Annotated in this window: 30 protein-coding genes; 13 read left to right on the top strand and 17 right to left on the bottom strand. The window is 65.9% G+C overall.

Going from position 1 to position 22,803, the window contains the following annotated elements; all coding sequences use genetic code 11:
• Positions 1 to 105 precede the first annotated feature (105 nt).
• Positions 106 to 402: a DUF4282 domain-containing protein gene (locus tag BJA_RS37740; protein WP_018648333.1), complete on the bottom strand. Its 297-nt coding sequence runs from the start codon at positions 400 to 402 to the stop codon at positions 106 to 108.
• 169 nt (positions 403 to 571) lie between these two features.
• Here BJA_RS37740 and BJA_RS37735 point away from each other — a divergent pair, with 169 nt between their 5' ends.
• The 3 genes from BJA_RS37735 (at position 572) to BJA_RS42500 (ending at position 1,845) form a co-directional block, all read left to right on the top strand.
• On the top strand, positions 572 to 1,024 hold the full coding sequence (locus tag BJA_RS37735; protein ID WP_038967283.1) for a MaoC family dehydratase: 453 nt from the start codon (positions 572 to 574) through the stop codon (positions 1,022 to 1,024).
• Complete coding sequence (locus tag BJA_RS37730) at positions 1,024 to 1,503, top strand: MaoC family dehydratase (protein WP_011090171.1); 480 nt, start codon at positions 1,024 to 1,026, stop codon at positions 1,501 to 1,503. Before BJA_RS37735 ends, BJA_RS37730 begins: the two co-directional genes overlap by 1 nt.
• 195 nt (positions 1,504 to 1,698) lie before the next feature.
• Positions 1,699 to 1,845: a hypothetical protein gene (locus BJA_RS42500; RefSeq protein WP_027545961.1), complete on the top strand. Its 147-nt coding sequence runs from the start codon at positions 1,699 to 1,701 to the stop codon at positions 1,843 to 1,845.
• A 39-nt stretch (positions 1,846 to 1,884) separates the two neighbouring features.
• Here the strand turns inward: BJA_RS42500 and BJA_RS42495 are convergent, their stop codons facing one another.
• From BJA_RS42495 to BJA_RS37710, 5 genes are all read right to left on the bottom strand, one after another.
• On the bottom strand, positions 1,885 to 2,022 hold the full coding sequence (locus BJA_RS42495; RefSeq protein WP_165448177.1) for a hypothetical protein: 138 nt from the start codon (positions 2,020 to 2,022) through the stop codon (positions 1,885 to 1,887).
• A gap of 338 nt (positions 2,023 to 2,360) precedes the next feature.
• Positions 2,361 to 2,783 (bottom strand): hypothetical protein, encoded by a 423-nt coding sequence (locus tag BJA_RS37725; RefSeq protein ID WP_011090170.1) that lies wholly within the window; start codon positions 2,781 to 2,783, stop codon positions 2,361 to 2,363.
• Positions 2,784 to 3,143: 360 nt separating this feature from the next.
• Positions 3,144 to 4,058, bottom strand: a complete 915-nt coding sequence (locus BJA_RS37720; protein ID WP_063921549.1) for a hypothetical protein — start codon at positions 4,056 to 4,058, stop codon at positions 3,144 to 3,146.
• 281 nt (positions 4,059 to 4,339) lie between these two features.
• Positions 4,340 to 4,780, bottom strand: coding sequence for a nuclear transport factor 2 family protein (locus BJA_RS37715; protein ID WP_011090168.1), 441 nt, complete (start codon positions 4,778 to 4,780; stop codon positions 4,340 to 4,342).
• A gap of 376 nt (positions 4,781 to 5,156) precedes the next feature.
• Entirely contained in the window at positions 5,157 to 5,609 is a 453-nt protein-coding gene (locus tag BJA_RS37710; protein WP_038967278.1) for a nuclear transport factor 2 family protein, read from the bottom strand.
• 260 nt (positions 5,610 to 5,869) lie between these two features.
• Between BJA_RS37710 and BJA_RS37705 the strand changes: the two genes are divergently transcribed.
• Both BJA_RS37705 and BJA_RS43365 read left to right on the top strand, forming a co-directional pair.
• Positions 5,870 to 6,106, top strand: coding sequence for a hypothetical protein (locus tag BJA_RS37705; RefSeq protein WP_011090166.1), 237 nt, complete (start codon positions 5,870 to 5,872; stop codon positions 6,104 to 6,106).
• A 306-nt stretch (positions 6,107 to 6,412) separates the two neighbouring features.
• Complete coding sequence (locus BJA_RS43365) at positions 6,413 to 6,598, top strand: hypothetical protein (RefSeq protein ID WP_236842135.1); 186 nt, start codon at positions 6,413 to 6,415, stop codon at positions 6,596 to 6,598.
• Positions 6,599 to 6,690: 92 nt separating this feature from the next.
• Here the strand turns inward: BJA_RS43365 and uvrB are convergent, their stop codons facing one another.
• The 4 genes from uvrB to BJA_RS37680 form a co-directional block, all read right to left on the bottom strand.
• Positions 6,691 to 9,618, bottom strand: a complete 2,928-nt coding sequence (uvrB, locus tag BJA_RS37695) for an excinuclease ABC subunit UvrB (RefSeq protein WP_011090165.1) — start codon at positions 9,616 to 9,618, stop codon at positions 6,691 to 6,693.
• Positions 9,619 to 9,711: 93 nt separating this feature from the next.
• Entirely contained in the window at positions 9,712 to 9,942 is a 231-nt protein-coding gene (locus BJA_RS37690; protein WP_038967277.1) for a hypothetical protein, read from the bottom strand.
• A 30-nt stretch (positions 9,943 to 9,972) separates the two neighbouring features.
• On the bottom strand, positions 9,973 to 10,197 hold the full coding sequence (locus tag BJA_RS37685; RefSeq protein ID WP_028174685.1) for a hypothetical protein: 225 nt from the start codon (positions 10,195 to 10,197) through the stop codon (positions 9,973 to 9,975).
• Positions 10,198 to 10,334: 137 nt separating this feature from the next.
• Entirely contained in the window at positions 10,335 to 11,252 is a 918-nt protein-coding gene (locus BJA_RS37680; protein WP_028174686.1) for a LysR substrate-binding domain-containing protein, read from the bottom strand.
• 305 nt (positions 11,253 to 11,557) lie between these two features.
• On the opposite strand from BJA_RS37680, the gene BJA_RS37675 reads away from it, so the two are divergent.
• From BJA_RS37675 to BJA_RS37665, 3 genes are all read left to right on the top strand, one after another.
• Positions 11,558 to 12,337, top strand: a complete 780-nt coding sequence (locus tag BJA_RS37675) for a sulfite exporter TauE/SafE family protein (RefSeq protein WP_011090163.1) — start codon at positions 11,558 to 11,560, stop codon at positions 12,335 to 12,337.
• A complete protein-coding gene (locus BJA_RS37670) occupies positions 12,334 to 12,564 on the top strand; it encodes a hypothetical protein (RefSeq protein ID WP_011090162.1) in 231 nt (76 codons plus the stop codon). The genes BJA_RS37675 and BJA_RS37670 overlap by 4 nt, the downstream gene beginning before the upstream one ends.
• Positions 12,565 to 12,667: 103 nt before the next feature.
• Positions 12,668 to 13,366 (top strand): glutathione S-transferase family protein, encoded by a 699-nt coding sequence (locus BJA_RS37665; RefSeq protein WP_038967273.1) that lies wholly within the window; start codon positions 12,668 to 12,670, stop codon positions 13,364 to 13,366.
• 123 nt (positions 13,367 to 13,489) lie between these two features.
• Here the strand turns inward: BJA_RS37665 and BJA_RS43360 are convergent, their stop codons facing one another.
• A complete protein-coding gene (locus BJA_RS43360; RefSeq protein WP_011090160.1) occupies positions 13,490 to 13,699 on the bottom strand; it encodes a cysteine-rich CWC family protein in 210 nt (69 codons plus the stop codon).
• A gap of 114 nt (positions 13,700 to 13,813) precedes the next feature.
• Between BJA_RS43360 and BJA_RS37660 the strand changes: the two genes are divergently transcribed.
• The 3 genes from BJA_RS37660 to BJA_RS37650 all read left to right on the top strand — a co-directional run bounded on the left by BJA_RS37660 (position 13,814) and on the right by BJA_RS37650 (position 17,066).
• Positions 13,814 to 15,376 carry a DUF1800 domain-containing protein gene (locus BJA_RS37660; protein ID WP_038967275.1) on the top strand — a complete coding sequence of 521 codons (1,563 nt, stop codon included), beginning with the start codon at positions 13,814 to 13,816 and terminating at the stop codon, positions 15,374 to 15,376.
• A gap of 2 nt (positions 15,377 to 15,378) precedes the next feature.
• Positions 15,379 to 16,596, top strand: a complete 1,218-nt coding sequence (locus BJA_RS37655) for a DUF1501 domain-containing protein (protein ID WP_038967274.1) — start codon at positions 15,379 to 15,381, stop codon at positions 16,594 to 16,596.
• Between the two features lie 146 nt (positions 16,597 to 16,742).
• The gene (locus BJA_RS37650) at positions 16,743 to 17,066 is read left to right on the top strand and encodes an antibiotic biosynthesis monooxygenase family protein (protein ID WP_008544592.1); all 324 of its coding nucleotides are present in this window, start codon (positions 16,743 to 16,745) and stop codon (positions 17,064 to 17,066) included.
• Between the two features lie 16 nt (positions 17,067 to 17,082).
• On the opposite strand, the gene BJA_RS37645 is transcribed toward BJA_RS37650, so the two are convergent.
• From BJA_RS37645 to BJA_RS37625, 6 genes are all read right to left on the bottom strand, one after another.
• A complete protein-coding gene (locus BJA_RS37645) occupies positions 17,083 to 18,024 on the bottom strand; it encodes an aldo/keto reductase (protein ID WP_011090157.1) in 942 nt (313 codons plus the stop codon).
• 251 nt (positions 18,025 to 18,275) lie between these two features.
• The gene (locus BJA_RS37640) at positions 18,276 to 18,731 is read right to left on the bottom strand and encodes a GNAT family N-acetyltransferase (RefSeq protein WP_011090156.1); all 456 of its coding nucleotides are present in this window, start codon (positions 18,729 to 18,731) and stop codon (positions 18,276 to 18,278) included.
• A gap of 72 nt (positions 18,732 to 18,803) precedes the next feature.
• On the bottom strand, positions 18,804 to 19,607 hold the full coding sequence (locus BJA_RS37635; RefSeq protein ID WP_011090155.1) for a PAS-domain containing protein: 804 nt from the start codon (positions 19,605 to 19,607) through the stop codon (positions 18,804 to 18,806).
• A 129-nt stretch (positions 19,608 to 19,736) separates the two neighbouring features.
• Positions 19,737 to 19,931: a hypothetical protein gene (locus BJA_RS37630; protein ID WP_011090154.1), complete on the bottom strand. Its 195-nt coding sequence runs from the start codon at positions 19,929 to 19,931 to the stop codon at positions 19,737 to 19,739.
• A gap of 36 nt (positions 19,932 to 19,967) precedes the next feature.
• Positions 19,968 to 20,144, bottom strand: a complete 177-nt coding sequence (locus BJA_RS42490) for a hypothetical protein (RefSeq protein ID WP_007596747.1) — start codon at positions 20,142 to 20,144, stop codon at positions 19,968 to 19,970.
• A 153-nt stretch (positions 20,145 to 20,297) separates the two neighbouring features.
• Positions 20,298 to 20,948: a glutathione S-transferase family protein gene (locus tag BJA_RS37625; protein WP_011090153.1), complete on the bottom strand. Its 651-nt coding sequence runs from the start codon at positions 20,946 to 20,948 to the stop codon at positions 20,298 to 20,300.
• 364 nt (positions 20,949 to 21,312) lie between these two features.
• Here BJA_RS37625 and BJA_RS37620 point away from each other — a divergent pair, with 364 nt between their 5' ends.
• On the top strand, positions 21,313 to 21,501 hold the full coding sequence (locus tag BJA_RS37620) for a hypothetical protein (protein WP_038965400.1): 189 nt from the start codon (positions 21,313 to 21,315) through the stop codon (positions 21,499 to 21,501).
• A gap of 67 nt (positions 21,502 to 21,568) precedes the next feature.
• The gene (locus tag BJA_RS37615) at positions 21,569 to 22,771 is read left to right on the top strand and encodes a pyridoxal phosphate-dependent aminotransferase (protein ID WP_028174694.1); all 1,203 of its coding nucleotides are present in this window, start codon (positions 21,569 to 21,571) and stop codon (positions 22,769 to 22,771) included.
• The last annotated feature ends 32 nt before the right edge of the window (positions 22,772 to 22,803 follow it).

The following is a 22,803-nucleotide window of genomic DNA, read 5'->3' as shown; positions in this document are numbered from 1 at the left end:
CATTCCGGGGCGCGCCTCTTGGCGCGAGCCCGGAATCCATTCATCCACTTGTTCTGAGGCCCGATGGATTCCGGGTTCGCGCTGCGCGCGCCCCGGAATGACGGGCTACCGCATCCCGCCGCCCTGATCCCGGATCGCGCCGAGATGCTCGTTGATGCGGAAGACGATCAGGATCAGTTCCGCGACGATGCGCGAGAACACGATGCCGACGACGACGCTCGCGATCGACGACAGCAGCACCAGGAAGCCGCCGAACGGGCTGATCGCCATCGCAGCTAGGCCGGAGAAGATGCCGGAGAGGCCGAACAGGCAGATCAGCGCGATCACCAGCCAGTAGAAGGTCTTGATGATCGTCGGCGTGATAAAGCGGTCCCACTGAAACAGGTCGCTGAATGAAAACATCGCTCTCCCCCGGACAAATCGGGCCTTGTCAAATCGGGCTTCGGCCCTCGGTTGACCCGACTCAAGGCCAGAATCGCCGCGTCGAATGTAGCACGAGCCATGCGGGCCGGCGGGTTGAGATTGCCGCAAAGTGCGGCCACAATCTGTCATTTCCGCCAGCAATCCCAAGATGACCCTGACCTTTGAAGACTTCCCGCCCGGCCGGTTCGGAACGTTCGGCCCGCGCCATGTCACCCGCGACGAGATCTTGGCCTTCGCCGCCGAGTTCGATCCGCAACCGATGCACCTGGACGAGGACGCCGCCAGCAAGAGCATGCTGCGCGGCCTGTCCGGCTCGGGCTGGCACCTGTGCTCGCTGATGATGCGGATGATGGCCGACGGCTTCATCACCCGCGCCGCCTCGCTCGGCTCCCCCGGCGTCGACGAGGTGCGCTGGCTGTCGCCGCTCAGGCCCGGCGACGACCTCATGCTGGACGTCGATGTCATGGAGGCGCGCGCCTCGAAGAGCCGCCCCGGGCTCGGCATCGTCAAGTTCAAATGCACCGTGCGCAACGCGGCGGGGCAGGTGCTGTGCGAGATGACCTCGCCGATCCTGATCGAGCGACGCGAGGGGGCGGTCTGATGCCGTTTTTCGAGGAGATCGAGATCGGCCATCGCCGTGAGATCGGCGCCTATACGTTCACCGCGGAGTCGATCAAGACATTCGCCCAAAAATTCGATCCGCAGCGCTTTCACCTCGACGAGGAGGAAGGCAAGAACTCGCTGTTCGGCGGGCTCGCGGCCTCGGGCTGGCATGTCGGCTCGGCCTGCATGAGCCTGCTTGTCGCGGACGGCCAACGTCTGGCGCGAGTGGCCGCAGCGCGCGGCGAGGAGGTCGCGGTGTGGGGCCCGTCACCGGGCTTTCGCGACCTGCGCTGGATCCGGCCGGTGCTCGCCGGCGATACCGTTTCTTACGCCAATGTCGTCATCGACAAGCGCACCTCCGCCTCGCGCCCCGGCTGGGGCATTTTGACGGCCCGCACCACCGGCACCAACCAGCGCGGCGAAGAGGTCTACGCCATCACCGCCTCAGCCTTCGTGCCGATGCGGAAGGGCGGTTAGATCAGTTCCAAGATGAACGGCTGAAAAGAGCGCGAGTGTTGCCCGCGCGCTATGGACGCGATTCCGGGCGGCTGCCATAAGCCTGCGCAACATGGTTGCCCGCGAAGCAGTTGGGGGAACCATCGAGTTGCTAACCAATTATGAACCTGTCGCTGTCTATTTGAACGAATAGGCAGAGGACAGGGGACGAGGACCATGGCTGACCGCGGCGCACTCAAGTTTGTTGGATTTATCTTTGCGACCGCGACGTTGGCCGTGATGCTGGTCGCCGGCATGGTGGTGAAGGGCTATGCCGATGGCGCCTACACCCTGGAAGCCTCGACCGTGGAAGCCGCCCGGTAAGAGCTCGTTAACGTTTCGGGGCCGGTGTCCGGCTTCCGCTCAGCGGCTATAGACGAACGCCAGCACTGCGATCGCAACCGCCAATAATCCAACGAAGCGCAGCATGATCGTGCCGAACTGGTTCGGCGCGGGTCGCAGCGGTATGGGCTCCGTGGTGTCGGGCCGAATGCTTTCCATGAAATGTCCCCCTGAGCCCGCGTAAAACCGACGGGCGCCTGGCATTGGTCGTCGGGGAGGGGTGGAGGGTTCAAAAGGGGGGCTCTGGCCGACGTACTTGCGTGGCCGCCTGCCAAGCCCTCCGCTGTCATGCCCCGGCTTGTCCGGGGCATCCAGTACGCCGCGGCGTCTCCGCTCAATCACCGCCGTCTCTGGAATACTGGATCGCCCGCTCCAGTGCGCAAGTGCGCACAAGGCGGGTGATGACACCGTCGTTGAGGAGCGCGCGACTCCCCAAGAATCAAAACCGCCGCGCCCCTTTCGGAACGCGGCGGCCGGTGATGCCGGGTGCTGACCGATCAGCTGTTGCGCAGGCCGTCGGCGGCGCGCTTCCACTGCGCGACGTTGTCGGCGATCATGCGGGTCGACTTCATCGCGGCCTGGCTGAGCTGGGCGTAGCCGGAGATCTCCCGCTGGACGCGCTGGCCTTCGGCATGGAGCAGGTCGCGCAGGCTCTCGAGCTCGGAGATCAGATTCTCGATCTCGGCGAGCGAGGTGCCGGCGACGCGCTGGATCAGCGAGTTGACGTTGGTGACGGTGGCCTCCGCGCTCGGATCGAGCGGCGGCGCGTCGGTGGTCGTCGCTGCCGGCCGGCGCAGATAGGCGATGTCGTTGCGGACGAAGTCACGGATGCCGGCTTCGACTTCCGTCACCGCGGCGAGATTGCTGTCGACCGTCTCGGTCTCGGTGGTCTCGGTCTTTTCCGGACGCATGGCGTTCATCGTTGTTCCCCTGTTCGCGTTGAGCGCAGCGCGAGTGTCCCCCGCACGACGACGTCTGTAAGGCGATCCGCATCAGGGCGCCGGATTTTGACCGTAACTGGGCCGAGATGCGGCAAGGGCGGACCATTCGGGGGTTTTGCCGTGGCGTATGGTTAGGAATGTCTAAACGGCGGCTGCGGCGGAGCGCCTTCGCGGCACGGCCGGTGTCTGACTCCCTCTCCCCGCAAGCGGGGAGAGGGAGGTGAGGGGGACTCTCCGCGAGGATGGTGAGAGTTGGACCCGCGGAGACTCCCCCTCACCCGGAGTTTGCTGTCGCAAATTCCGGCCTCTCCCCGCAAGCGGGGAGAGGCGAAAACACACTCACCAGCTCTTCTTGAACCCCGCCGTCAGGCTCTTGTTGATCGCGCCCTGCGAGGTCTCGCCGACCGAGCCGGAGACGGTGACGTTGTCGAACAGCTTTTGCTCGGCGCCGAACTTGCGCAGCCATTTGTCGTCGGTGGTCGAGAGCGTCTGGCCGGCGGTGATGCTGGTGCCGGTGTCGGTGAGGGTGACCTTGGCGGACTGGTCGGTCTCGTAATTGCGGGTGATGTGCCCGCCGATGCCGGGGACCGCGGTCGTGCCCTGCTGGTTGACGCTGTAGCCGTTCTGGAGCGTCAGCGACGTGTCGCCCGACAGCGGCAACGATTTGGTCAGCGACGCGCCGAGCTTGCTCTGCTCGGCGCCGGGATCGACGCGGGCTTCCACCGCGGTCTTGTCCCAGATCGGGCCCGCGCCCGGCGCGGTCGCCGCCGCCCAGGCGCTGCCGGAGGATTGCGGCAGGCTGCCGCCATTGGCGGCCTTCTGCGCCAAGAGCTCGGACATCGTCCGCGGCTCGCTCGTCACCGTCATGTCGGCGCCGATGCGGGCGTCCCAGAACGAGGATACCGACTGCTTCACCGTCACCGCCGAGGAGCCGTTGGCATTGGTGTTCGACGACCAGTTCATCCCGTCATTGGCGGCGGCCTGCGCGCGCTTCTTGGCGGCGATGAGGTCGTTGAGCGTGCCGGCGTCGATCGCGAGCTGGCCCCAGTCGAGCTTGTCGACGTCGATGCCTTTGAGCACGTCGGGGTCGTTGGCGTCGGGGGCTTCGGCCGCCTCGGCGTCCTCGTCGGGCGCGGCCGCGGGTGGGGAGAAGGGCGGGATGATCTGCGCCGAGACCGTCAGCACCGAGCCCAGAATGAACGCGGCCGCCAGCGCCGGCAGCCTGGTCCAGCCAAAACCTGTCGAGAATTCCATCGTCCTGCCCGCGAACCCCGGCGCATGCTGTCCGATAATATATAGCGGACTTCCGCAATGACCATGCGCCATTCCGCAGCGAGGATGCTGACCTATCGTTGCGAAATTGTGGCGGCTCGCCTTTGGACGCTTGCCTGGGGACGCGAACCAACGGGCCGCGCGAAAGGCGCGCGCCCGACGACGGGCTTCCGGCACGACGGCATCCGGCGGGGCTGGAGGCCAGGACGTCGCGCCACGCATCGTCATCGGTCCCGAAGAGCGGGGCCCGTTGGCGTCCCCCCTCAGCCGACGCTGCTCATCTTCGGCAGATGAATGGCACGGCCGAGTGCCTGCTCGACCAGGTCGAAGGTGTCGATCAGCACGCGCAAGCTGACGAGCTTGCCCGCCCTGAACTGGGCGAACTGCGCGACCCGCAAGGAAATCGGCTTGTTGGAATCCAGCGCCGTCAGCGAATAGCGCAGCATCGAGGCGGCGGAATCGACGCCGAGCATGATGCTCTCGCGATCGAAGCGGCGGACCTGGAAATTGTCGGCGAGCTGGCGGATGACGTCGAGCACGGCGTCCTTGCCCTGGCGTGCGCCGAGGAACGGAAACATGTCGATCGGGCCATAGAGCGCCCACTCGACGTCCTCGTCGATCAGGGCCTCGATATCCTCGAAATGCCGGTCGTTGATCGCGCGGTGCAATGCGCGCGAGAAACGCCAGAGGCTGTGCTCTGTCATTTTGGGCAGTCCTGAAGCTGGCTTGCAAAAAAACGGAAAGCAGCCCGATGCACAGGAAACGTGCCTCGGGGCGGCTCAACTCGTTTGTATGCGAATAAAATACGGAATTTCGGCCAAAACGCAATTCACGTTTTCGCAATGCACAATTGGTCGCGTTTTGTGAGATTTACAACAGAACCCCGTAATCTTCCGGGGGGCTCAAGCGTACGAGCGCTGGTTCCCGCATTCTCGGTGTCGTCCTGGCGAATGCCAGGACCCATAGCCACCGAATCCTGCAATGGGCACGCTAGCGGTTAGCAAGGTGCCACCATATCGGCAGTCGGGGTAATGGGTCCTGGCTTTCGCCAGGACGACGTCGCGAAGAGCGCGGTCGGGATTAACTCCCGTCCACCCGCGCCCCCACGATCAGCGGTCCGATCTCGCGCTCCAGCACCTGCTGCACCAGATCGTAGGAATCGATGATCTCGCGGATCTGCGCCACCTGTCCGTTGCGGAAGGTGTAGAACACCGCCATGTCGAACTGCACGACGCGGTCGTTGCTGCGCTTCCTGAAATAGGTCTGCATGTAGGTGGCGACCTCGTCGCCCTCGGCGACGATGTGCGGCGCCTTGTAGCGGATCTCCGAATAGCGCGACCAGACCGTCTGCCAGAGCGCGCGCAATTCGGCCTTGCCGTGGCGCGGCACCATGTGCGGCAGGATGTCGATCGGCGCGTGGGTGAGGAAGTCGACGTCGTCGGTGCAGCACGACAGCGCGGCCTCGATGTCGCCGCGCGCGAAGGCGTCGAGCAGATGCACGACGCGCTGGCGATTGAGCTTCTCGACTGTCATTCCGCCCGTCCTCATTGGCCGCATGGCGTTGCGCAACGCTAACGCGCGGTTTCGCGCACCGGCAATCCGCGAAACCACAGGAGTGTTGCAGTCGATATGACGCGCAAGCGCAATGCCAGGTTCATGGCTGCAATTATGGGTTGAGCGCCCGTGCGCCTGCACGAAATCGCCTTGCGCAATGCCGGGGCCGCGCAGGCGCGGGAACCGCGATACGCCCGCGCCCGTTGGGACGCCGACACCGCATCCGGAGACATCGATCCATGAAATCCCAGCTTCTCGCCGTCACCGCCGCGCTTCTCATCTGCGGTGCGACCTCCACCGCCAACCCCAAGGGCTGCATCAAGGGCGCCGTCGTCGGCGGCGTCGCCGGCCACTATGCCGGCCATCACGGCGTCCTCGGCGCCGCCGCCGGCTGCCTCTACGGCCGGCACCACGCCAAGGAACAGGAAAGGCAGCGGCAACAGCAGGGCCAGGTGAACGGGCAGGGGAAGCTGTAGCTCCCTGTCATTCCGGGGCGCGCCACTTGGCACGAACCCGGAATCCATCTCGCCTCTTGTTCCGGCGCCAAAAAGGCGCGTGACCCAACTCACATCACCCGTGCGGCATCGCGACTAACGTCATCCCCAAAGTCCCGCCTGCACAACGCGGTCGAAGGCCTTGCGCTGACCGCGACCCTCCAGAGCTTCCCGACCTTCGCCACGGCCGCGATGCTGCTCAAGCTGCTCGGTAACCACGACCGCGTCGGCGACCCCAGCGTCGCCATCTTCGTCGCAATCGCCTAGCTCGCCCACGCGCTGCTCGCGGTGGCCCTGGGCCCGAGCTTCCCCGCCGTCTTCAAGACCGTCTACGAACCGAAATTCTTCGAAGCCCATTTGTCGCTCGGCGACAAGATCACCGCCTGGCGCACCCAGCCGGTCGCCTCGCTCCAGCTCGTGACCATCGTGCTGCTGCTGTCGGTGATGGCCGTGGTGACGGCGAGCGTGGGGTGAGGGAGCATATCTCTCCCTCGTCATTCCGGGGCGCGACGAAGTCGCGAGCCCGGAATCCATAACCACGAACAACGCGGATGACCCCGCGCCCCCTACCTCTTCTTCCACCCGCCGCGATGCCCCGGCGCGCCGCCGCTGGAGCGCGGGGTGGGGCCGAACTCCGGTCCTGACTGTCGCGAGTCCGTCGGCTGGATGATCCGGCTCGTGCTGCCGAACGGCTTTGCCGGCAGGCTCGGCTTCTCGCGGTAGGGCAGCGATTCCGGGCCGTGCATCTCGTCGAGATGCGGCTTGTGCACCTTCGAGCCGCTGCCGCCGCCGCTGGCCTTCAGCGCGGAGCTCACGGTTTTCCTCTTCATCGCGCTGACGGGCAGGTTCGCCGCGTCGCCGTACTTCTTGGTGCCGGCATAGGCGCCGGCCTTGCCCTGGACGGTGCGCTGCTTGGCGGTGGGGTCGTCGACCACCGCGAGCTCGGTGGCGCGCAGGCGCTTGACTTCGTCGCGCAGGCGCGCGGCTTCCTCGAAGTTCAAATCGGCGGCGGCCTCGCGCATGCGGGTTTCGAGATCGGCGAGCACGGCTTCGAAATTGTGTCCGATCGAGATGACGTCGTCGGTCATGTCCTGGCCGCCGACCTCGACCAGCACGTGGTCGCGCTCGTAGACGGAATTGAGGATGTCGCCGATCTGCTTCTTCACGCTCTCCGGCGTGATGCCGTTGGCGGTGTTGTACTCGACCTGTTTTTCGCGGCGCCGATTGGTCTCGGCGATGGCGCGCTCCATCGAGCCGGTCATCTGGTCGGCATAGAGGATCACCTTGCCGTCGACGTTGCGCGCGGCGCGGCCGATGGTCTGGATCAAGGACGTTTCGCTGCGCAAAAAGCCTTCCTTGTCGGCGTCGAGAATCGCGACCAGCGCGCATTCGGGAATGTCGAGGCCCTCGCGCAGGAGGTTGATGCCGACCAGCGCGTCGAACGCGCCGAGCCGGAGATCCCGGATGATCTCGATGCGCTCGATGGTGTCGATATCCGAGTGCATGTAGCGGACGCGAATACCCTGCTCGTGCAGATATTCGGTGAGATCCTCCGCCATGCGCTTGGTCAGCACCGTGATCAGCGAGCGATAGCCGGCCTGCGCGGTGGCGCGGACTTCGCCGACCAGATCGTCGACCTGGGTGCGGGCGGGGCGAATGTTGACCGGAGGATCAATAAGCCCGGTCGGGCGAATGACCTGCTCGACGAACACGCCGCCGCTCTCGTTCAGCTCCCAGCCGCTCGGCGTCGCCGACACCGCGATGGTCTGCGGCCGCATCATGTCCCATTCCTCGAAGCGGAGCGGGCGGTTGTCCATGCAGGAGGGCAGGCGGAAACCGTATTCGGCGAGCGTCGCCTTGCGGCGGAAGTCGCCTTTGAACATGGCGCCGATCTGGGGGACGGTGACGTGGCTTTCGTCGGCGAACACCAGCGCGTTGTCAGGCACGTATTCGAACAGCGTCGGCGGCGGCTCGCCGGGCAGGCGTCCGGTGAGATAGCGCGAATAGTTCTCGATGCCGGCGCAGCTTCCGGTCGCCTCCATCATCTCGAGGTCGAAGGTGGTGCGCTGCTCCAGCCGCTGCGCTTCCAAAAGGCGGCCCTGGTCGTGCAGCTGATCGAGCCGCTGCTTCAATTCCGATTTGATCGACTTGATCGCCTGCACCAGCGTCGGGCGCGGCGTCACATAGTGCGAGTTGGCGTACATCTTGATGAATTCGAGCTCGTCCTGCTTGTGGCCGGTGAGCGGATCGAACTCCTCGATGGTCTCGATGGTGTCGCCGAACAGGTTCACGCGCCAGGCGCGGTCCTCATAGTGCGCCGGGAAGATGTCGATGACGTCGCCTCTGACCCGGAAGGTGCCGCGGGTGAAATCGGCCTGGGTGCGCTTGTACTGGAGCGCGACGAGGTCGGCGATCAGCTGGCGCTGGTCGATGCGCTCGCCCTTCTTCAGCGCGAAGGTCATCGCGGTGTAGGTCTCGACCGAGCCGATACCGTAGATGCAGGACACCGAGGCGACGATGATGACGTCGTCGCGTTCGAGCAGCGCGCGCGTCGCCGAGTGGCGCATGCGGTCGATCTGCTCGTTGATCGAGGAGTCCTTCTCGATATAGGTGTCGGTGCGCGGGACGTACGCTTCCGGCTGGTAGTAGTCGTAATACGAGACGAAATATTCGACCGCGTTGTCGGGGAAGAAGTTCTTGAACTCGCCATAGAGCTGGGCGGCCAGCGTCTTGTTCGGCGCCAGGATGATGGCGGGGCGCTGCGTCGCCTCGATTACCTTGGCCATGGTGTAGGTCTTGCCGCTTCCGGTGACGCCGAGCAGCACTTGGCTGCGGTCGTTGCGCTCGATGCCCTCGACGAGCTCGGCGATCGCGGTCGGCTGGTCGCCGCGCGGCTCGTAGTGCGACTTGATCTCGAAGCGCACGCCACCTTCGGACTTTTCCGGGCGCGGCGGCCGATGCGGGGTCCATACCTTCGTGGAGCCGTCGTCCTTGCGGAACTCCGGCCGGCCCTCGCGGATCAGCGACTCCAGCGCATCCGCGGTCGCCTTGACGCCGAGCGCCTCCATTTTGCTGCGCGGCGGACGCGCCAGCGCCTCGGCATCGTCCTCCTCGGTGGGCAGGCCGAGCTGCCGCGCCAGTTCCGGATCGAGCGTCGGGATCGTGGCCGCGGTGCCGTAATTGGCCTGCGGCGCCTCGTCGAGTCCCGCCGGGCGGTCACTGGGAAAGTCCTTCGGCGTCGAGGCGCGCGCGCGATGCGCGGCGGCCTCGCCCCCGGCGCGGCGGTCGCGCGAATTGTCCGGCGGCGGCTGGAGGCCGGTGCCCGATCCAAGCCCGGCATCGCCGCGGTTGATGGCGGGATTGAGCAGCTCGGCCAGCGCCGGCCCGATCGGCTGCACGTCAGGGCGGTGCGCCTTCGAGTTCGGGGCCTTGGACGGGGCCTTGGACTTGGGGGATTTGCCGGATTTTTCGGAGGATGCAGGTTTCTTCGCCATGAGGCGAATATGGGACGAGTCCGCCCCTCAGGAAAGGGCGAATGCCCGTCCGTGCGCAGGCTGCTGACAGCAGGTTGGCAGCAGGCCGAAACGTCACGCCGCCGGCAGCGGGCCCTCGTTGTCCTCGGCCGTCCCATGCGCCTTGAGGATGTCGAGGTGGATCCCGCCGCAATCGGTGCAGCGCATGGTCCAGTACTCGCACCCGGCGCGGCCGCCGATCACGCGGAGCACCGTGAGATCGCCGTCGCATTCGGGACAATTCGACAGGACGGCGCGGTTGTAGATCCGAGGCCGCGCTCCGTCGTCGAATTCGGTGATTGACATGACCGGTTCCCCTTCGCCGTCCCTGACCGATTATTCGTCGTCGCTGTCGGCCCGCCGGCGGAAGCGATCGATGTGGTGCTTGGCATCGGCAATCGCGGCGTCGCGATCGGGCCAGGCGAAGCCGACCTCCATGGCCGGAAACAGCACGCCGTCGATGGCAACCAGGCTGAAATCGGCGCGCCGGATGCGGGCGTGCCACAGCCCCTTGCCAGCTTCGAAGGATTCGATGTCAAAGCCGTCATAGATGGTCGTCATTGGTAGTCCCCGGAGTGTCTTGGTCGAGTCTGTTGCTCGAGCGCCTTGTTGGAGGGTCAGGGGACCACGTTTGCGGATTTCAGGATGTGAAGCGGTTCACATGCGACGGGGTTTTTTGCCCGCGGAACCGCTGAATTTCAGTTCCGCGCGGTGGTGCGGCCGGTGCGCCTCGCCGGACGGGCGGCGGGTTCCGACGCCGCCCGCATGATCCAGCGGCGGAACGCGGCAAAGTCGCGCTGCTCGGTCTGGAAGCTGCGATAGACCAGATACCAGCGCATGCCTTTGGGCACCGAGAGGTCGAACGGCGCTACCAGGCGCCCGGCGGCGAGATCGTCGTCGATGTAGGGCCGGATGCCCATGGCGATGCCGAGCCCGTCGGCGGCGGCCTGGAGCGCCTGGCCGTAGAACTGGAATTCCGGCCCGCGCGCATTGATGCGCGCGAGGTTGGCGGCCTTCAGCCAGATCGGCCAGTCCTCGGCTGAATGTGCGACGCGGATCAGGCTGGGTCCCCTGAGATCGGCCGGGCGCTTCAGGCTCGCGGCGAGACGGGGCACGCAGACCGGCGTGAGGTCGCCGGCGAACAGCGGCTCGGCGACGAGACCGGGCCAGTCGCCGGTGCCGAGCTTGATGCCGCAGCTCCAGTCCTCGCCGAACGGCACCGACGCGCCGCCGGTGGTGAAGCGCACCTCGATGTCGGGCTCCTCGTTGCGAAACTCCGACAGGCGCGGGATCAGCCAGCGCATCGCAAAGGTGTGGCCGACGCCGATGGTGAGCACGCGGACGCTGGACGGCGCCGTCACCTGCGCGGTCAGGCTGGCGAGCGCATCGAAGATCGGCGTCAGCCCGCTCTGATAGGCGCGTCCCGCCTGCGTCAGTACCAGCCTGTTGGCCTTGCGCTCGAACAGCGCGACGCCGAGCCGCTCCTCCAGCAGATGCACCATGCGGCTGACCGCGGCCGCCGACACGTTGAGCTCGACGCCCGCCGCAGCAAAGCTGCCGGTCCGCGCCGCCGCCTCGAATGCCTTGATGCCGTTGAGAAAGAGCAGCCGCCGCAAATGACCGACCCTCAGGAAAGCTGATGCCAGGGCAAGATAACTCAGTTTGCGCGAGGGGAGCAAGCGAGGCAGAAATATCAGCGTAATCCATGCTGATTTTGTTGAGCGGGAGGCTGCTTCTTCGCCTCTCCCCGCCTGCGGGGAGAGGCCGGAATTTGCGACAGCAAATTCCGGGTGAGGGGGAGTCTCCGCGAGTCCAACTGCCACCTCCCTTGTGGAGGCTCCCCCTCATCCCACCCTCTCCCCGCAAGCGGGGCGAGGGAGAGCGCACAGTCTGCGTCCCTCACTTGCCACGGAGACCCCGCGTGACACCCATGATGATCGCTGCCCTTGGATTGCTGATGGTCGCCACCGCGTTCCTGTCGGGGCTGTTCGGCATGGCGGGCGGGCTGATCCTGATCGGCGTGCTGCTGGCCCTGATGCCGCTGCCGACCGCGATGGTGCTGCATGCGATCACGCAGATGGCCTCGAACGGCTGGCGTGCGTTCCTGTGGCGGGCGCATATCCGCTGGCGGCCCGTCGCGAACTATATGGTCGGCGCGACCATCGCGCTCGCGGCCTGGTCGCTCACCCGCTACGTGCCTGACAAGCCGATGGCGCTGCTGCTGCTCGGCATCACCCCGTTCATGGCGCGGCTGCTGCCGACGAACATCAAGCCGGACCCTGATAGGCTCTGGCAGGGCACCGTCTATGGCACGATCTGCATGGGCTTGATGCTGATGACCGGCGTGTCGGGGCCGCTGCTCGACACCTTCTTCCTCGGCGGCGATTTCGGCCGGCGCGAGAAGGTGGCGACGAAGGCGATGTGCCAGCTCGTCAGCCACTTCACCAAGCTGATCTATTTCGGCGGCATCATCGACCAGGCCGCGAGCCTCGATCCCGTGCTCGCCGGCGTCGCGATCGTAGCATCCATGCTCGGCACCACGCTCGCGCGCCGCATTCTCGAAGCCATGACCGACCAGCAATTCATCGCCTGGTCGAACAAGCTGATCACCACCATCGCCTGCTACTACGTCGCCTATGGCGGCTGGCTGCTGGTTCGCACCCCGGTGCTGGCGGCCTTCGACAAGGGAGGTTTGCAATGAGCGAGACTGCCGATCCGCTGGTGCTGGACTTCGTCGAATGGGTCGCGCGCGAGCCGCGCGCCTATGCCGAGGTGATTTCGACCTGGAAGACCTCGTGCCCGCGCCTCACCATCTGGGAAGACGCCGCCGACCGCGGCTACGTCGCGCGCGAGACGGTTGCAGGCCTCGGGCTGGTGATCGCGGTGACGGAGGACGGCGAGAGGTTCTTGCGCACGCACGGGCGGTGAGGTCTCCACATCATCATTGCGAGCGCCAGCGAAGCAATCCAGAATGTCTCCGCGGCGGCAGTCTGGATTGCTTCGCTGCGTTCGCGATCACGGAGCACCGGCCATGTCGCTCAAACTGTTCGAACTCGTCGGCACCGACGCCTCGCGTCCCTTCAGCCCGTATTGCTGGCGCACGCGGATGGCGCTGGCGCACAAGGGGCTGGCGGCGGAATCGCTGCCCTGGCGCTTCACCGAGAAGAGCGCGATCGCGCCGCACGGCTCGGAGAAGGTCCCGGTGCTCCTGCACGATGACAAGCCCGTCGTCGATTCCTGGACGATCGCGAACTATCTCGAAGACAGGTTTCCGGATCGCCCGTCGCTGTTCGGCGGCGAGGGCGGCCGCGCCATGGCGCGCATGATCAACGCCTTCGGCGACATCGCCATCGTCGGCGGCATCTTTCCGCTGATCATCGCCGACATCCCGAAGAATCTCGCCGACGTCGATGCCGCCTATTTCCGCCAATCGCGCGAGGCGCGCTTTGGCGGCAAGACGCTGGAAGAGATCATGGCCAGCCGCGATGCCGGCGTGGTCGCCTTCCGCAAATCGTTGGAGATGATGCGGCAAACGTTGAAGAAGCAGCCCTTCATCGGCGGCGGCGCGCCGAACTATGCCGACTACATCGTGTTCGGCGGTTTTCAGTGGGCGCGCGTGACGAGCCCGTTCAAGCTGCTGGAGGCGGATGATCCGGTCTACGCCTGGCGCGAGAAGCTGCTCGACGCGTTCGACGGCATGGCGCGGACCTCACCGGGGCATGCGGTGTAAGTTTTGTCGCTTCGTAGGGTGGGCAAAGGCGCAAAGCGCCGTGCCCACCATCTCCCCACACGCGCAATGAAAATGGTGGGCACGCTTCGCTTTGCCCACCCTACGATACTGCCGTAGCCCGGATTACGCTTGCGCTCCATCCGGGCTACGCGCCGCCGCCTTGCGCAGACAGTCCCGGCACAAACAATCCTCGCCCTTGACCGGCATCGGCAGTCGCGCGGTTTCCTCCGCGCACCAGCAGGTGCCCGAGAGGTCGCAGCCGAACTCGGTGCCGCAGCGGGAGCAGGTGAGACGGCGCGGGCCCTGCATTGAGGATTCTTTCGGAATTGTCATGATTTGCGCAAAAGCTGTGCCGTCATTTTCATGTCGGGTTCATCTCCGGCTGCAGTATATTATCCGCCGCGCACAGACCAGGAAAGCGGTTGGCAATCCGCGAAGGACAAATCGATGGCCCGCGATTCGCAAGCCGCCCTCGTCGCGCTCAACCGCTTCGGCCTCGGCGCCCGCGGCGGGGCATCCGGCGATCTGATCAACGCGGCGTCCGATCCGCGCGGTTTCGTGAAGGCGGAACTGGCGCGTCCCAACGGCGTGCTGCTGGAGGCGCCCGGCCTGCAATCGACGCCGCAACTCGGTCAGGCCGTGTTCGCCTATCAGGACGAGGTCAAGCAGGCACGTGAGGCCGCCGCCAAGGCCGGCACGCCGCCCGAAGCGCCGCCACTGCAGGCGCCGGCTGATCAGAAGCCCGGGCCGCGCCGCAATCTCTCGCTGAACACGGCTGCGACCGAGATCGCCGGCCAGATGGCCGAAGCCAAGCCGGCGGACGCTGCGGCGAAGCCCGAGACCATGCAGCCGAACATGGCCGCGCCGCCCGCCGCAAAACCTGCACCGCAGCCGCTCAACGTGATCCAGAAAACCTTTCGTGCCGAGGCGCTGGCGCGCTTGCAGCGTGCCACGCTGGTCGAGTGCGGCTTCACCGAGCGGCTGGTCGTGTTCTGGTCCAACCATTTCTGCATCTCCGCGAGCAAGGGCGAGCTGGCGCGGATCTGGGCCGGCGCGTTCGAGCGCGAGGCGATCCGGCCGCACGTGCTCGGGCGCTTCGCCGACATGCTCAAGGCGGTCGAGCAGCATCCGGCCATGCTGTTCTTCCTCGACAACCAGCAATCGCTTGGGCCGGACTCGCGCGCGGGGCAAAACCGCAAGCGCGGGCTCAACGAAAATCTCGCGCGCGAGATCATGGAGCTGCACACGCTCGGCGTCGGCGGCGGCTACACGCAGGAGGACGTCACCTCGCTCGCGCGCATCATCACGGGCTGGACCTTTGCCGGACGGCAAGGCGGGCTCGGCACACCCGGCTCCTTCGCCTTCAACGTCAACGCGCACCAGCCGGGGCCGCAAGTGCTGCTCGGCAAGACCTACGAGCCGACGGGGCTGGCGCAGGGCGAGGCGGCGCTCGCCGACATCGCCCGGCATCCGTCGACCGCGAATTTCATCGCGACCAAGCTCGTTCGTCATTTCGTCGCCGACGATCCGCCCCAGGCATTGGTCGCGCGCCTGCGCGACGTCTTCGTCAAGACCGATGGTGATCTCAAGGCCATGGCGACCGCGTTGGTCGATTCTGACGAGGCCTGGAAGGCGCCGCTGACCAAGATGCGCAGCCCTTACGATTTCCTGGTCGCGAGCGGCCGGCTGCTCGCGCGCGTGCCGGAGGATCCCGGCGCCTATCTGAACGGTCTCAATCTGCTCGGCCAGCCGCTGTGGTCGCCGTCCGGTCCCAACGGTTTCCCGGACACCGTTGCGGCCTGGGCCGCGCCCGAAGGCATGAAGCTGCGGCTCGACATCGCCGCGCAGATGGGCGCGCGGCTCGGCAACAACATCGACCCGCTCGACCTGCTGGAATTCGCAGCGGCAGACGCGGCGTCGATCGAAACGCGGCGGACCATCGAGCGCGCGGAATCGCGCCAGCAGGCGCTGGCGCTGCTGCTGATGTCGCCGGAAATGCAGAGGAGATGATGATGATCGACTGCGTCGAGAACCGGCTCCTCACCTCGCGCCGCGGTCTTCTGCTCGGCGGTGCCTCCTTCGCGGCCTGGGCCTATTTGCCGAAATTCGCCCGCGCGGCCGACGGTCGCGATCCCAGGCTGATCGTGGTGATCCTGCGCGGTGCGCTCGACGGGCTCTCGACCGTCGCGCCGGTCGGTGACCCCGATTATGCCGGCCTGCACGGATCGATCGCGCTCGCGGCGGACGGCGCGCATCCCGCGATCATGCTCGATTCCTTCTTCGCGCTGCATCCGGCTATGCCGGAGTTCGCGCGCATGTATCGCGACATGCATGCCGCAGTGATCCACGCGGTGGCGACACCCTATCGCGACCGTTCGCATTTCGACGGCCAGGACGTGCTCGAAAGCGGTTATGCCGGCCCCGGCCGGGTGCAGTCCGGCTGGCTCAACCGCGCGCTGGAAGCGCTGCCGCGCGGCGAGCGCGTGTCGAGCGGCCTTGCGGTCGGGCCGACCACGCCGCTGGTGCTGCGCGGCAATGCGCCGACCGTCGGCTGGGCGCCGGTGGCGCTGCCGCAGGCCGACGACGACACCGCGATGCGGCTCGTCGATCTCTACCGTCACCGCGATCCCGCGTTGGCGATGGCCCTCTCGCAGGGCCTCCAGTTGGAGAAGGCCGCAAGCGGCGACGACATGAAGCCGAAGGGCGGCAATCAGGTCGCGCAGATGCGCCAGGTCGCGCGCGGCGCCGCCAAGCTGATGGCGGCCGACGACGGCCCGCGCATCGCCGCGCTCGCCTTCGACGGCTGGGATACGCACGCCAATGAAGGCGGCCCGGTCGGGCGTCTCGCCTTCCTGCTCGGCGGGCTCGACGGCGCGCTCGTCGAATTCGAGAACGGCCTCGGCGAGCGCTGGCGCGATACCGTCGTCGTCGTCGCCACCGAATTCGGCCGCACCGCGCGCATCAACGGCACCGACGGCACCGATCACGGCACCGCCACCGTCGCGCTGCTCGCCGGCGGCGCGGTGAAGGGCGGCCGCGTCATCTCCGACTGGCCGGGCCTCAAGCCCGCCAACCTCTATGAGGCCCGCGACCTCAAGCCCACCACGGACTTGCGCTCCGTGATCAAGGGCGTGCTGCAAGGCCAGTTTGGCCTGTCCGATCGCGTGCTGGCCGAGACGGTGTTCCCGGACAGCGCAAGCGCAAGGCCGATGAAGGGCTTGGTGGCCTAATCCACAAACGCCGTCATTCCGGGGCACGCCTCTTGGCGCGAGCCCGGAATCCATACTCCCGATCGGGGTTATGGATTCCGGGCCTGCGCCTTGCGGCGCATCCCGGAATGACGAGATAATCGCCTGAGCATCAGGAGAGACCACCCATGTACATCGCCATGAACCGCTTCCGCGTCGCCAAGGGCTCCGAGGCCGCCTTCGAGCAGGTCTGGCTCTCGCGCGACACGCATCTGGACAAGGTGCCGGGCTTCGTCGAATTCCATCTGCTGCGCGGCCCCGAGCTCGAGGACCACACGCTGTATGCCTCGCACACCGTGTGGGCGAACCACGCGGCGTTCGAGGCGTGGACCAAGTCGGAGGCTTTTCGGGCCGCGCATCACAAGGCCGGCGACAACAAGCCGCTTTATCTCGGCCATCCGCAATTCGAAGGCTTCGAAGTGATGCAGACGGTGGGGCGCGGCGCGAAATAGCGCCGCGCTTCAAACGTCAGCCCAGGGTGATCGTGTCGATCTCGGCAAGATCATCAGTGCTGAGCTTCCACGCGATCGCCTTGACGTTTTCCTCGATCTGCTCGACGCGGGTGGCGCCGGCGATCACGCTCGACACCTGCGGGCGCGAGGCGAGCCAGGAGAAGGCAAGCTCGAGCATGCTGTGGCCGCGCGCCTTGGCGAAGGCCTGGAGCTTCTCGACGATGTCCTCGTTGCGCGGCGTGACGTAGCGGTCGCGCAGCCGCGGCACCTTGCCGAAGCGGGTGTCGTCAGGCGCGCTCTCGCCCTTCCGGTACTTTCCGGTCAGAAGTCCGCTGGCGAGCGGGAAGAACGGCAACAGGCCGAGCTTGTATTCCGTTGCTGCCGGTAGCAAGTCCTTCTCGATGTCGCGCACCACCAGGGAATATTCGTCCTGGCAGGAGACGAAGCGGCTGACATTCATCGCGCGTGCGACGTACTCGGCCTCGGCGATCCGCCAGGCCGGAAAGTTCGAATTGCCGATGTAGCGGACCTTGCCCTGCCGGACGAGATCGTCGAGCGCGCGCAGGCTCTCCTCGATCGGCGTCAGCGGGTCATAGTCGTGCTGCTGGTAGAGATCGATGTAGTCGGTCTTCAGCCGCTTCAGGCTCGCTTCCACGGCGGCCATGATGTAGCGGCGCGAGGCGCCCTGCTTGGTTCCGTCCTCCGCCATCGGCTTGGAATATTTCGTCGCCAGCACGATGTCCTTGCGGCGATCGCCCAGGACAGTGCCGAGCACGTTTTCCGAGCCGCCCATGTTCGAATAGATGTCGGCGGTGTCGAACAGCGTGATGCCGAGGTCGAGCGCGCGATGGATCACCTTGCGCGAGGTCTCGAGGTCGGTGCGCTGGCCGAAATTGTTGCAGCCGAGCCCGACCGCAGACACGCGAAGGCCGGAGGCGCCGAGATTGCGAATTTCCATGGGAGATCCTGTGAGACGAGCAGCAGCACATTGTGACCGCGGTGCGCCGCGCCAGCAAGCTGCTCGCCGCGCTGCTGCCATGCCGGCAGAGCGGACAAAAAAATGCGGCCCCTGTCAGACGCGGCGACTGACGGGGACCGCTTTGGGGCGCTTGATCGGTGACGGGGGGCCTGATCAGACGCAGGTGGAGCCTAGTCCCGCTATGTAACGCGTAGGTGACAGCGGTAGTTATCCACAGGCTGCGCGCGGGATTAGAACAGCTTGCGATAGACGATGAAGCCGGACCGCTCCGCGACCTTGTCGTACAGGCGCTGCGCCGTGACGTTGGTCTCGTGCGTCTGCCAGTAGACCCGCGGCGATCCCGCCAGTTTCGCCCGCTCGTACACGCCATGGATCAGCGCCGAGGCGACGCCCTTGCCGCGCGCGGCCTCCAGCGTGAACAGATCCTGCAAATAGCAGGACGGCTCGATCGCGGTGGTGCTGCGATGGAACAGGTAGTGCGTCAGCCCGAGCAGCCGGCCGTCGCTTTCGGCGACCAGCGCATGCAAGGGTTCATAGGCGTCGAAGAAGCGCTGCCACGTCATCCGCGTGATCTCGGGCGCGAGCGCGGTCGGGCCCGAGCGGCCGTAGAAGGCGTTGTAGCCGTCCCACAGCGGCAGCCATTGATCGTAGTCCTGCTTGGTGACGGAGCGAACGGTGAGCGACATCTGGAAATTCCGCGATCGATGAAGCAACCTTCATACGTGATGAAGGGCGCGTCGATCAATCGTGCTGTGACGCTATTCCGCGGCGCGCAGGTGCCGGATCAGCCTGCGGCCGGTGGGGTCACGCAGCGAACGGTAATAGTCGGCGCGCGAGGGCGCATCGGTGTGGCGCACGAGGTCGGTTACCGGGGTGTAGCTCAGCATGCGCCCGCCGTCGGGCAGCGCGGCGCAGACGAAGCGCAGCACCTCGCCACTGCGCAAGGCGATGTTGATCGGCGTGGCATCGCCGATGCGCACCATCTCCATGCGCTGCGCGATGAAGGTGGCGAGCTCGTCCTCCGGCAGCTCGAACGCGCCGGTGTCGCGGCCGTGATACATCAGCGCGACGAAGGGCGGTTTGCCGTCGGCGATGTCGTCCGGCACCGCAAAATAATCGCGGAACGCGCGGTTGATGAATTCGGCGCGCGTCTCGGCATCCAGCAGCACGATGCCGATATCGACCTGGTCGAGCGCGGCCGACAGCCGCGCGGCGGTGGCGTGGCTCTGGCGCTCGGCGGCAAAGGTGCCGAGCAGCCGCTCGCGCATCAGGCCGCTGATCGCGGCAGTGCCGGCGGTCGTCACCGCGAGGAGGCCGAGCTGCACCAGATCCGCGGTCGCCAAGGGCATTGCTCGGTGGAAGAACAGGAGCAGCACCGTGCCGGTCACGGCGAAGGCTGCGCTGGTGATGGCGGAGGCGAAACCCGACAGCGCGCCCGCAAGCGCCACGATGCAGACGAGCAGCGGTGCGGGCGAGGGGATGGCGCGATCGAAAAGGATCGCCAGCAGCAGGGTCGCCGCTGTCAGCACCGGTCCACAGATCGCACGCCATCCGTATCGCATGGGCCTGTCTCGTTCCTCCCTGAACGAGGTAAGGCGGCAACAGTGACTGATGGTTGCACCGGTGCGGTGCGAATTCGTGCGAAGTGCTTAAGGGCGGCTTGCGGCGGCGCGCAAAGCTTTCGGATGATTTTAGACCAAGTGCGCGTGCCTGACGCGTTGCAGCGACGCGGGCGCATTCAGCGTCGAGGTGCCCGAGCTCTTGCGCATGCCGGTGAAAATCAACAGCGAGGCCGCGACCAGGATGGCCGCAGTCAGGGTGATTGCAACGACTACCACAGGTGACTTCATCGACGTCCTGTCGCGATGCCGGTCGGCGCGGGTCACGCGGCGCCCTGAAGGCTGGTCAGGATGAAACGGGAATCAGACCGGCAGGCCCATCGCCATGGTCGCCTTGGTCGACAGCACCGTCAGGGTGACGATCAGGCACAGCGAGAGCGCGGCGACGGCGAGCGAGGCCGCGACCGCGTTGGTCAGCCGGGAAGACGAAACGGTAGCGGGTTGGCCCTGAAAGCCTGCCGTGCCGGACGCCCGAATCATAGGTCTAAATCCTTCAACGTGCGAGCGAATCACCCGCGACTTTCCAGAATTTCCCAGTTTCAACCGGCAATATTGCGGCGGCTGCCGCAACGAAAATGGCGGGATTGCGGCAAAGACGACGCTTATGCCCGCTATTCGCCCAGGCCCGCGCCATCAGGCGCTGGCGGCGATGCTGGCGGGGTCGTCGATGTCGGCCGGCCGCCAGTCCATCGCGACGAAGCCGGGCGCGGCCTCGACGCGCTTCAGCCAGTCCCGGATCGCCGGGAAGGTCGAAAGGTCGAAATCGCAGCGGTCGGCGAGATGGGTGTAGCCGTACAGCGCGATGTCGGCGACCGTGAGCTGGCGCGCGGCAAAATAGGCGTTGGTCTTGAGATGGTTCTCCATCACCTGGAGCGCGCCATAGCCGCGTTCCATCCAGTCCTCCAGCGAATGGGTCTGGAGGTCGCGGCCGCCCTTGACCAGCGACAGCCAGAAATAGGCGGCGCCGATGTTCGGCTCGAGCGCGTGCTGCTCGAAGAACATCCATTGCAGCGCCTCGGCGCGATCGATGCGGTTCTCCGGCGCGAGCGGCGTGCCGACGGCGACGTACCAGAGGATGGCGTTGGACTCGGCGAGATAACGGTTGCCGTCGACCTCGAGAAGCGGCACCTGGCCTGACGGGTTCTTGGACAGAAAGTCCGGCGTCCGGCTCTCGCCGCGCAGAATGTCCACCTCGACCGCTTCGTAAGGCAAGTTCAACAGCGCCAGCGCAAGGCGGACCTTGTAGCTGTTGCCGGAGCGTTGCATCGAATAGAGCTTGTACATTCTGGGAGTTCTAAACCGAGGACGGGAAGGCGCGGCGCTTGTTGCCCCGCAACGCGGCTAAACAATGATGCCGATGCGAATCCGCCGCAAGAGCCAGCCAATAGAAAAACTCGAAAACCCTACCGCACTGCAACGCCACGGAAGATCATTTCCACGCGACGATGCAAATCAGATCACGCTTGCGTCAACGTGCGGATGCGTTGCTCCGCGAGAGGGGCGATCGGTTCAGGGCACCATGCTTCCACATCGTGATGGCCGGGCTTGTCCCGGCCATCCACGCCTCGCCGCACGGCAGAAAGAACGTGGATGCCCGGGACATAGGCGAGCGAAAGCGACGCCGTCCTTCGGACGGCTAAGCCTGGGCATGACGACGGTCTGGTTTGGCGACGGCAAACACGCAAAATTGCTCCGAGGACAGGCCTTGCCGGATATGAGGGATTCGGACGGCAAAGTTACGGAATATTGCGGGAAATCCCGCCTCGAAACGCCGGAATCCGTAAACTTTTTCGAGATCGGGCCGAAGTTTCTTGCGGCGCAGCGGCACACGTTTTAGGGTGGCTTCATTCCCACAATCAGAGTCGTGACGACCCATGGGTCACGACGCTTGTCAGGAGATGACGATGTCCTTCCTTGCCGCTGCGCTCGACCGTGTGAAGCCGTCCGCGACCATCGCGGTCACGGATAAAGCACGCGCGCTGAAAGCGGCGGGCCGCAACGTCATCGGCTTAGGTGCCGGCGAGCCCGACTTCGACACGCCCGCCAACATCAAGCTGGCGGCGATCCACGCCATCGAAGCCGGCAAGACCAAGTACACCGCGGTCGACGGCATCCCCGAGCTGAAGGAAGCCATCATCGCGAAGTTTCAGCGCGAGAACGGCGTCGTCTACAAGCCGAACCAGGTCATCGTCGGCACCGGCGGCAAGCAGGTGCTCTACAACGCGCTGATGGCGACCATCAATCCTGGCGACGAGGTGATCATCCCGGCGCCGTACTGGGTCAGCTATCCCGAGATGGTGGCGCTCGCCGGCGGCGAGCCGGTGCCGGTGGTCTGCACCGCGGCGACCGGCTTCAAGCTCGGGGCCGAAGCGCTCGAGCGCGCGATCACGCCGAAGACCAAATGGGTGATCCTGTGCTCGCCGTCGAACCCGACCGGCGCTGCCTACACCAGGGCCGAGCTGAAGGCGCTCACCGACGTGCTGGTCAAGCATCCGCATGTGTGGGTGATGACCGACGACATGTACGAGCACCTCGTCTATGACGACTTCCAGTTCACCACGGTCGCGCAGGTCGAGCCCAGCCTCTACGACCGCACGCTCACCGTGAACGGCGTGTCGAAGGCCTATTGCATGACCGGCTGGCGCATCGGCTATGCCGGCGGCCCTGCCCAGCTCATCAAGGCGATGGCGACCATCCAGTCGCAGTCGACCTCGAACCCGTGCTCGATCGCGCAGTGGGCCTCGGTGGAGGCGCTGAACGGTCCGCAGGACTTCATCCCCGCCAACAACAAGGTGTTCAAGGAGCGCCGCGACCTCGTCGTCTCCATGCTCAACCAAGCGAACGGGATCGAGTGCCCGCGCCCCGAGGGTGCGTTCTACGTCTATCCGTCCTGCGCCGGCACGATCGGCAAGAAAGCGCCGTCGGGCAACGTGATCTCCAACGACGAGCAGTTCGTCACCGAGCTGCTGGAGACCGAAGGCGTCGCCGTAGTGCAGGGTTCGGCCTTCGGCCTCGGCCCGGCGTTCCGCATCTCCTACGCGACCAAGACCTCGGACCTCGAAGACGCCTGCAAGCGCATCCAGCGCTTCTGCGGCAATCTCCGCTGAGCCTGTCGCAAATACCTATCGAAAAGGCCCGC

The sequence above is a fragment of the Bradyrhizobium diazoefficiens USDA 110 genome (genome assembly GCF_000011365.1).
GTDB lineage: Bacteria > Pseudomonadota > Alphaproteobacteria > Rhizobiales > Xanthobacteraceae > Bradyrhizobium > Bradyrhizobium diazoefficiens.
The sequence above is the reverse complement of the archived record's forward strand: the minus strand, read 5'-3'. Positions and strand labels throughout refer to the sequence as shown.

Coding starts and splice junctions, on each gene's coding strand:
- BJA_RS37620 (WP_038965400.1), top strand. CDS start 21,313: ATGACGACGGTCTGGTTTGGCGACGGCAAACACGCAAAATTGCTCCGA.
- BJA_RS37690 (WP_038967277.1), bottom strand. CDS start 9,942: ATGTCAATCACCGAATTCGACGACGGAGCGCGGCCTCGGATCTACAAC.
- BJA_RS37710 (WP_038967278.1), bottom strand. CDS start 5,609: ATGACAGTCGAGAAGCTCAATCGCCAGCGCGTCGTGCATCTGCTCGAC.
- BJA_RS37650 (WP_008544592.1), top strand. CDS start 16,743: ATGTACATCGCCATGAACCGCTTCCGCGTCGCCAAGGGCTCCGAGGCC.
- BJA_RS37685 (WP_028174685.1), bottom strand. CDS start 10,197: ATGACGACCATCTATGACGGCTTTGACATCGAATCCTTCGAAGCTGGC.
- BJA_RS37720 (WP_063921549.1), bottom strand. CDS start 4,058: ATGGAATTCTCGACAGGTTTTGGCTGGACCAGGCTGCCGGCGCTGGCG.
- BJA_RS42500 (WP_027545961.1), top strand. CDS start 1,699: ATGGCTGACCGCGGCGCACTCAAGTTTGTTGGATTTATCTTTGCGACC.
- BJA_RS37735 (WP_038967283.1), top strand. CDS start 572: ATGACCCTGACCTTTGAAGACTTCCCGCCCGGCCGGTTCGGAACGTTC.
- BJA_RS37615 (WP_028174694.1), top strand. CDS start 21,569: ATGTCCTTCCTTGCCGCTGCGCTCGACCGTGTGAAGCCGTCCGCGACC.
- uvrB (WP_011090165.1), bottom strand. CDS start 9,618: ATGGCGAAGAAACCTGCATCCTCCGAAAAATCCGGCAAATCCCCCAAG.
- BJA_RS37665 (WP_038967273.1), top strand. CDS start 12,668: ATGTCGCTCAAACTGTTCGAACTCGTCGGCACCGACGCCTCGCGTCCC.
- BJA_RS37730 (WP_011090171.1), top strand. CDS start 1,024: ATGCCGTTTTTCGAGGAGATCGAGATCGGCCATCGCCGTGAGATCGGC.
- BJA_RS42490 (WP_007596747.1), bottom strand. CDS start 20,144: ATGATTCGGGCGTCCGGCACGGCAGGCTTTCAGGGCCAACCCGCTACC.
- BJA_RS37740 (WP_018648333.1), bottom strand. CDS start 402: ATGTTTTCATTCAGCGACCTGTTTCAGTGGGACCGCTTTATCACGCCG.
- BJA_RS37625 (WP_011090153.1), bottom strand. CDS start 20,948: ATGTACAAGCTCTATTCGATGCAACGCTCCGGCAACAGCTACAAGGTC.
- BJA_RS37640 (WP_011090156.1), bottom strand. CDS start 18,731: ATGTCGCTCACCGTTCGCTCCGTCACCAAGCAGGACTACGATCAATGG.
- BJA_RS37645 (WP_011090157.1), bottom strand. CDS start 18,024: ATGGAAATTCGCAATCTCGGCGCCTCCGGCCTTCGCGTGTCTGCGGTC.
- BJA_RS37670 (WP_011090162.1), top strand. CDS start 12,334: ATGAGCGAGACTGCCGATCCGCTGGTGCTGGACTTCGTCGAATGGGTC.
- BJA_RS37635 (WP_011090155.1), bottom strand. CDS start 19,607: ATGCGATACGGATGGCGTGCGATCTGTGGACCGGTGCTGACAGCGGCG.
- BJA_RS37725 (WP_011090170.1), bottom strand. CDS start 2,783: ATGAACGCCATGCGTCCGGAAAAGACCGAGACCACCGAGACCGAGACG.
- BJA_RS37705 (WP_011090166.1), top strand. CDS start 5,870: ATGAAATCCCAGCTTCTCGCCGTCACCGCCGCGCTTCTCATCTGCGGT.
- BJA_RS37655 (WP_038967274.1), top strand. CDS start 15,379: ATGATCGACTGCGTCGAGAACCGGCTCCTCACCTCGCGCCGCGGTCTT.
- BJA_RS42495 (WP_165448177.1), bottom strand. CDS start 2,022: ATGGAAAGCATTCGGCCCGACACCACGGAGCCCATACCGCTGCGACCC.
- BJA_RS37660 (WP_038967275.1), top strand. CDS start 13,814: ATGGCCCGCGATTCGCAAGCCGCCCTCGTCGCGCTCAACCGCTTCGGC.
- BJA_RS43360 (WP_011090160.1), bottom strand. CDS start 13,699: ATGACAATTCCGAAAGAATCCTCAATGCAGGGCCCGCGCCGTCTCACC.
- BJA_RS37715 (WP_011090168.1), bottom strand. CDS start 4,780: ATGACAGAGCACAGCCTCTGGCGTTTCTCGCGCGCATTGCACCGCGCG.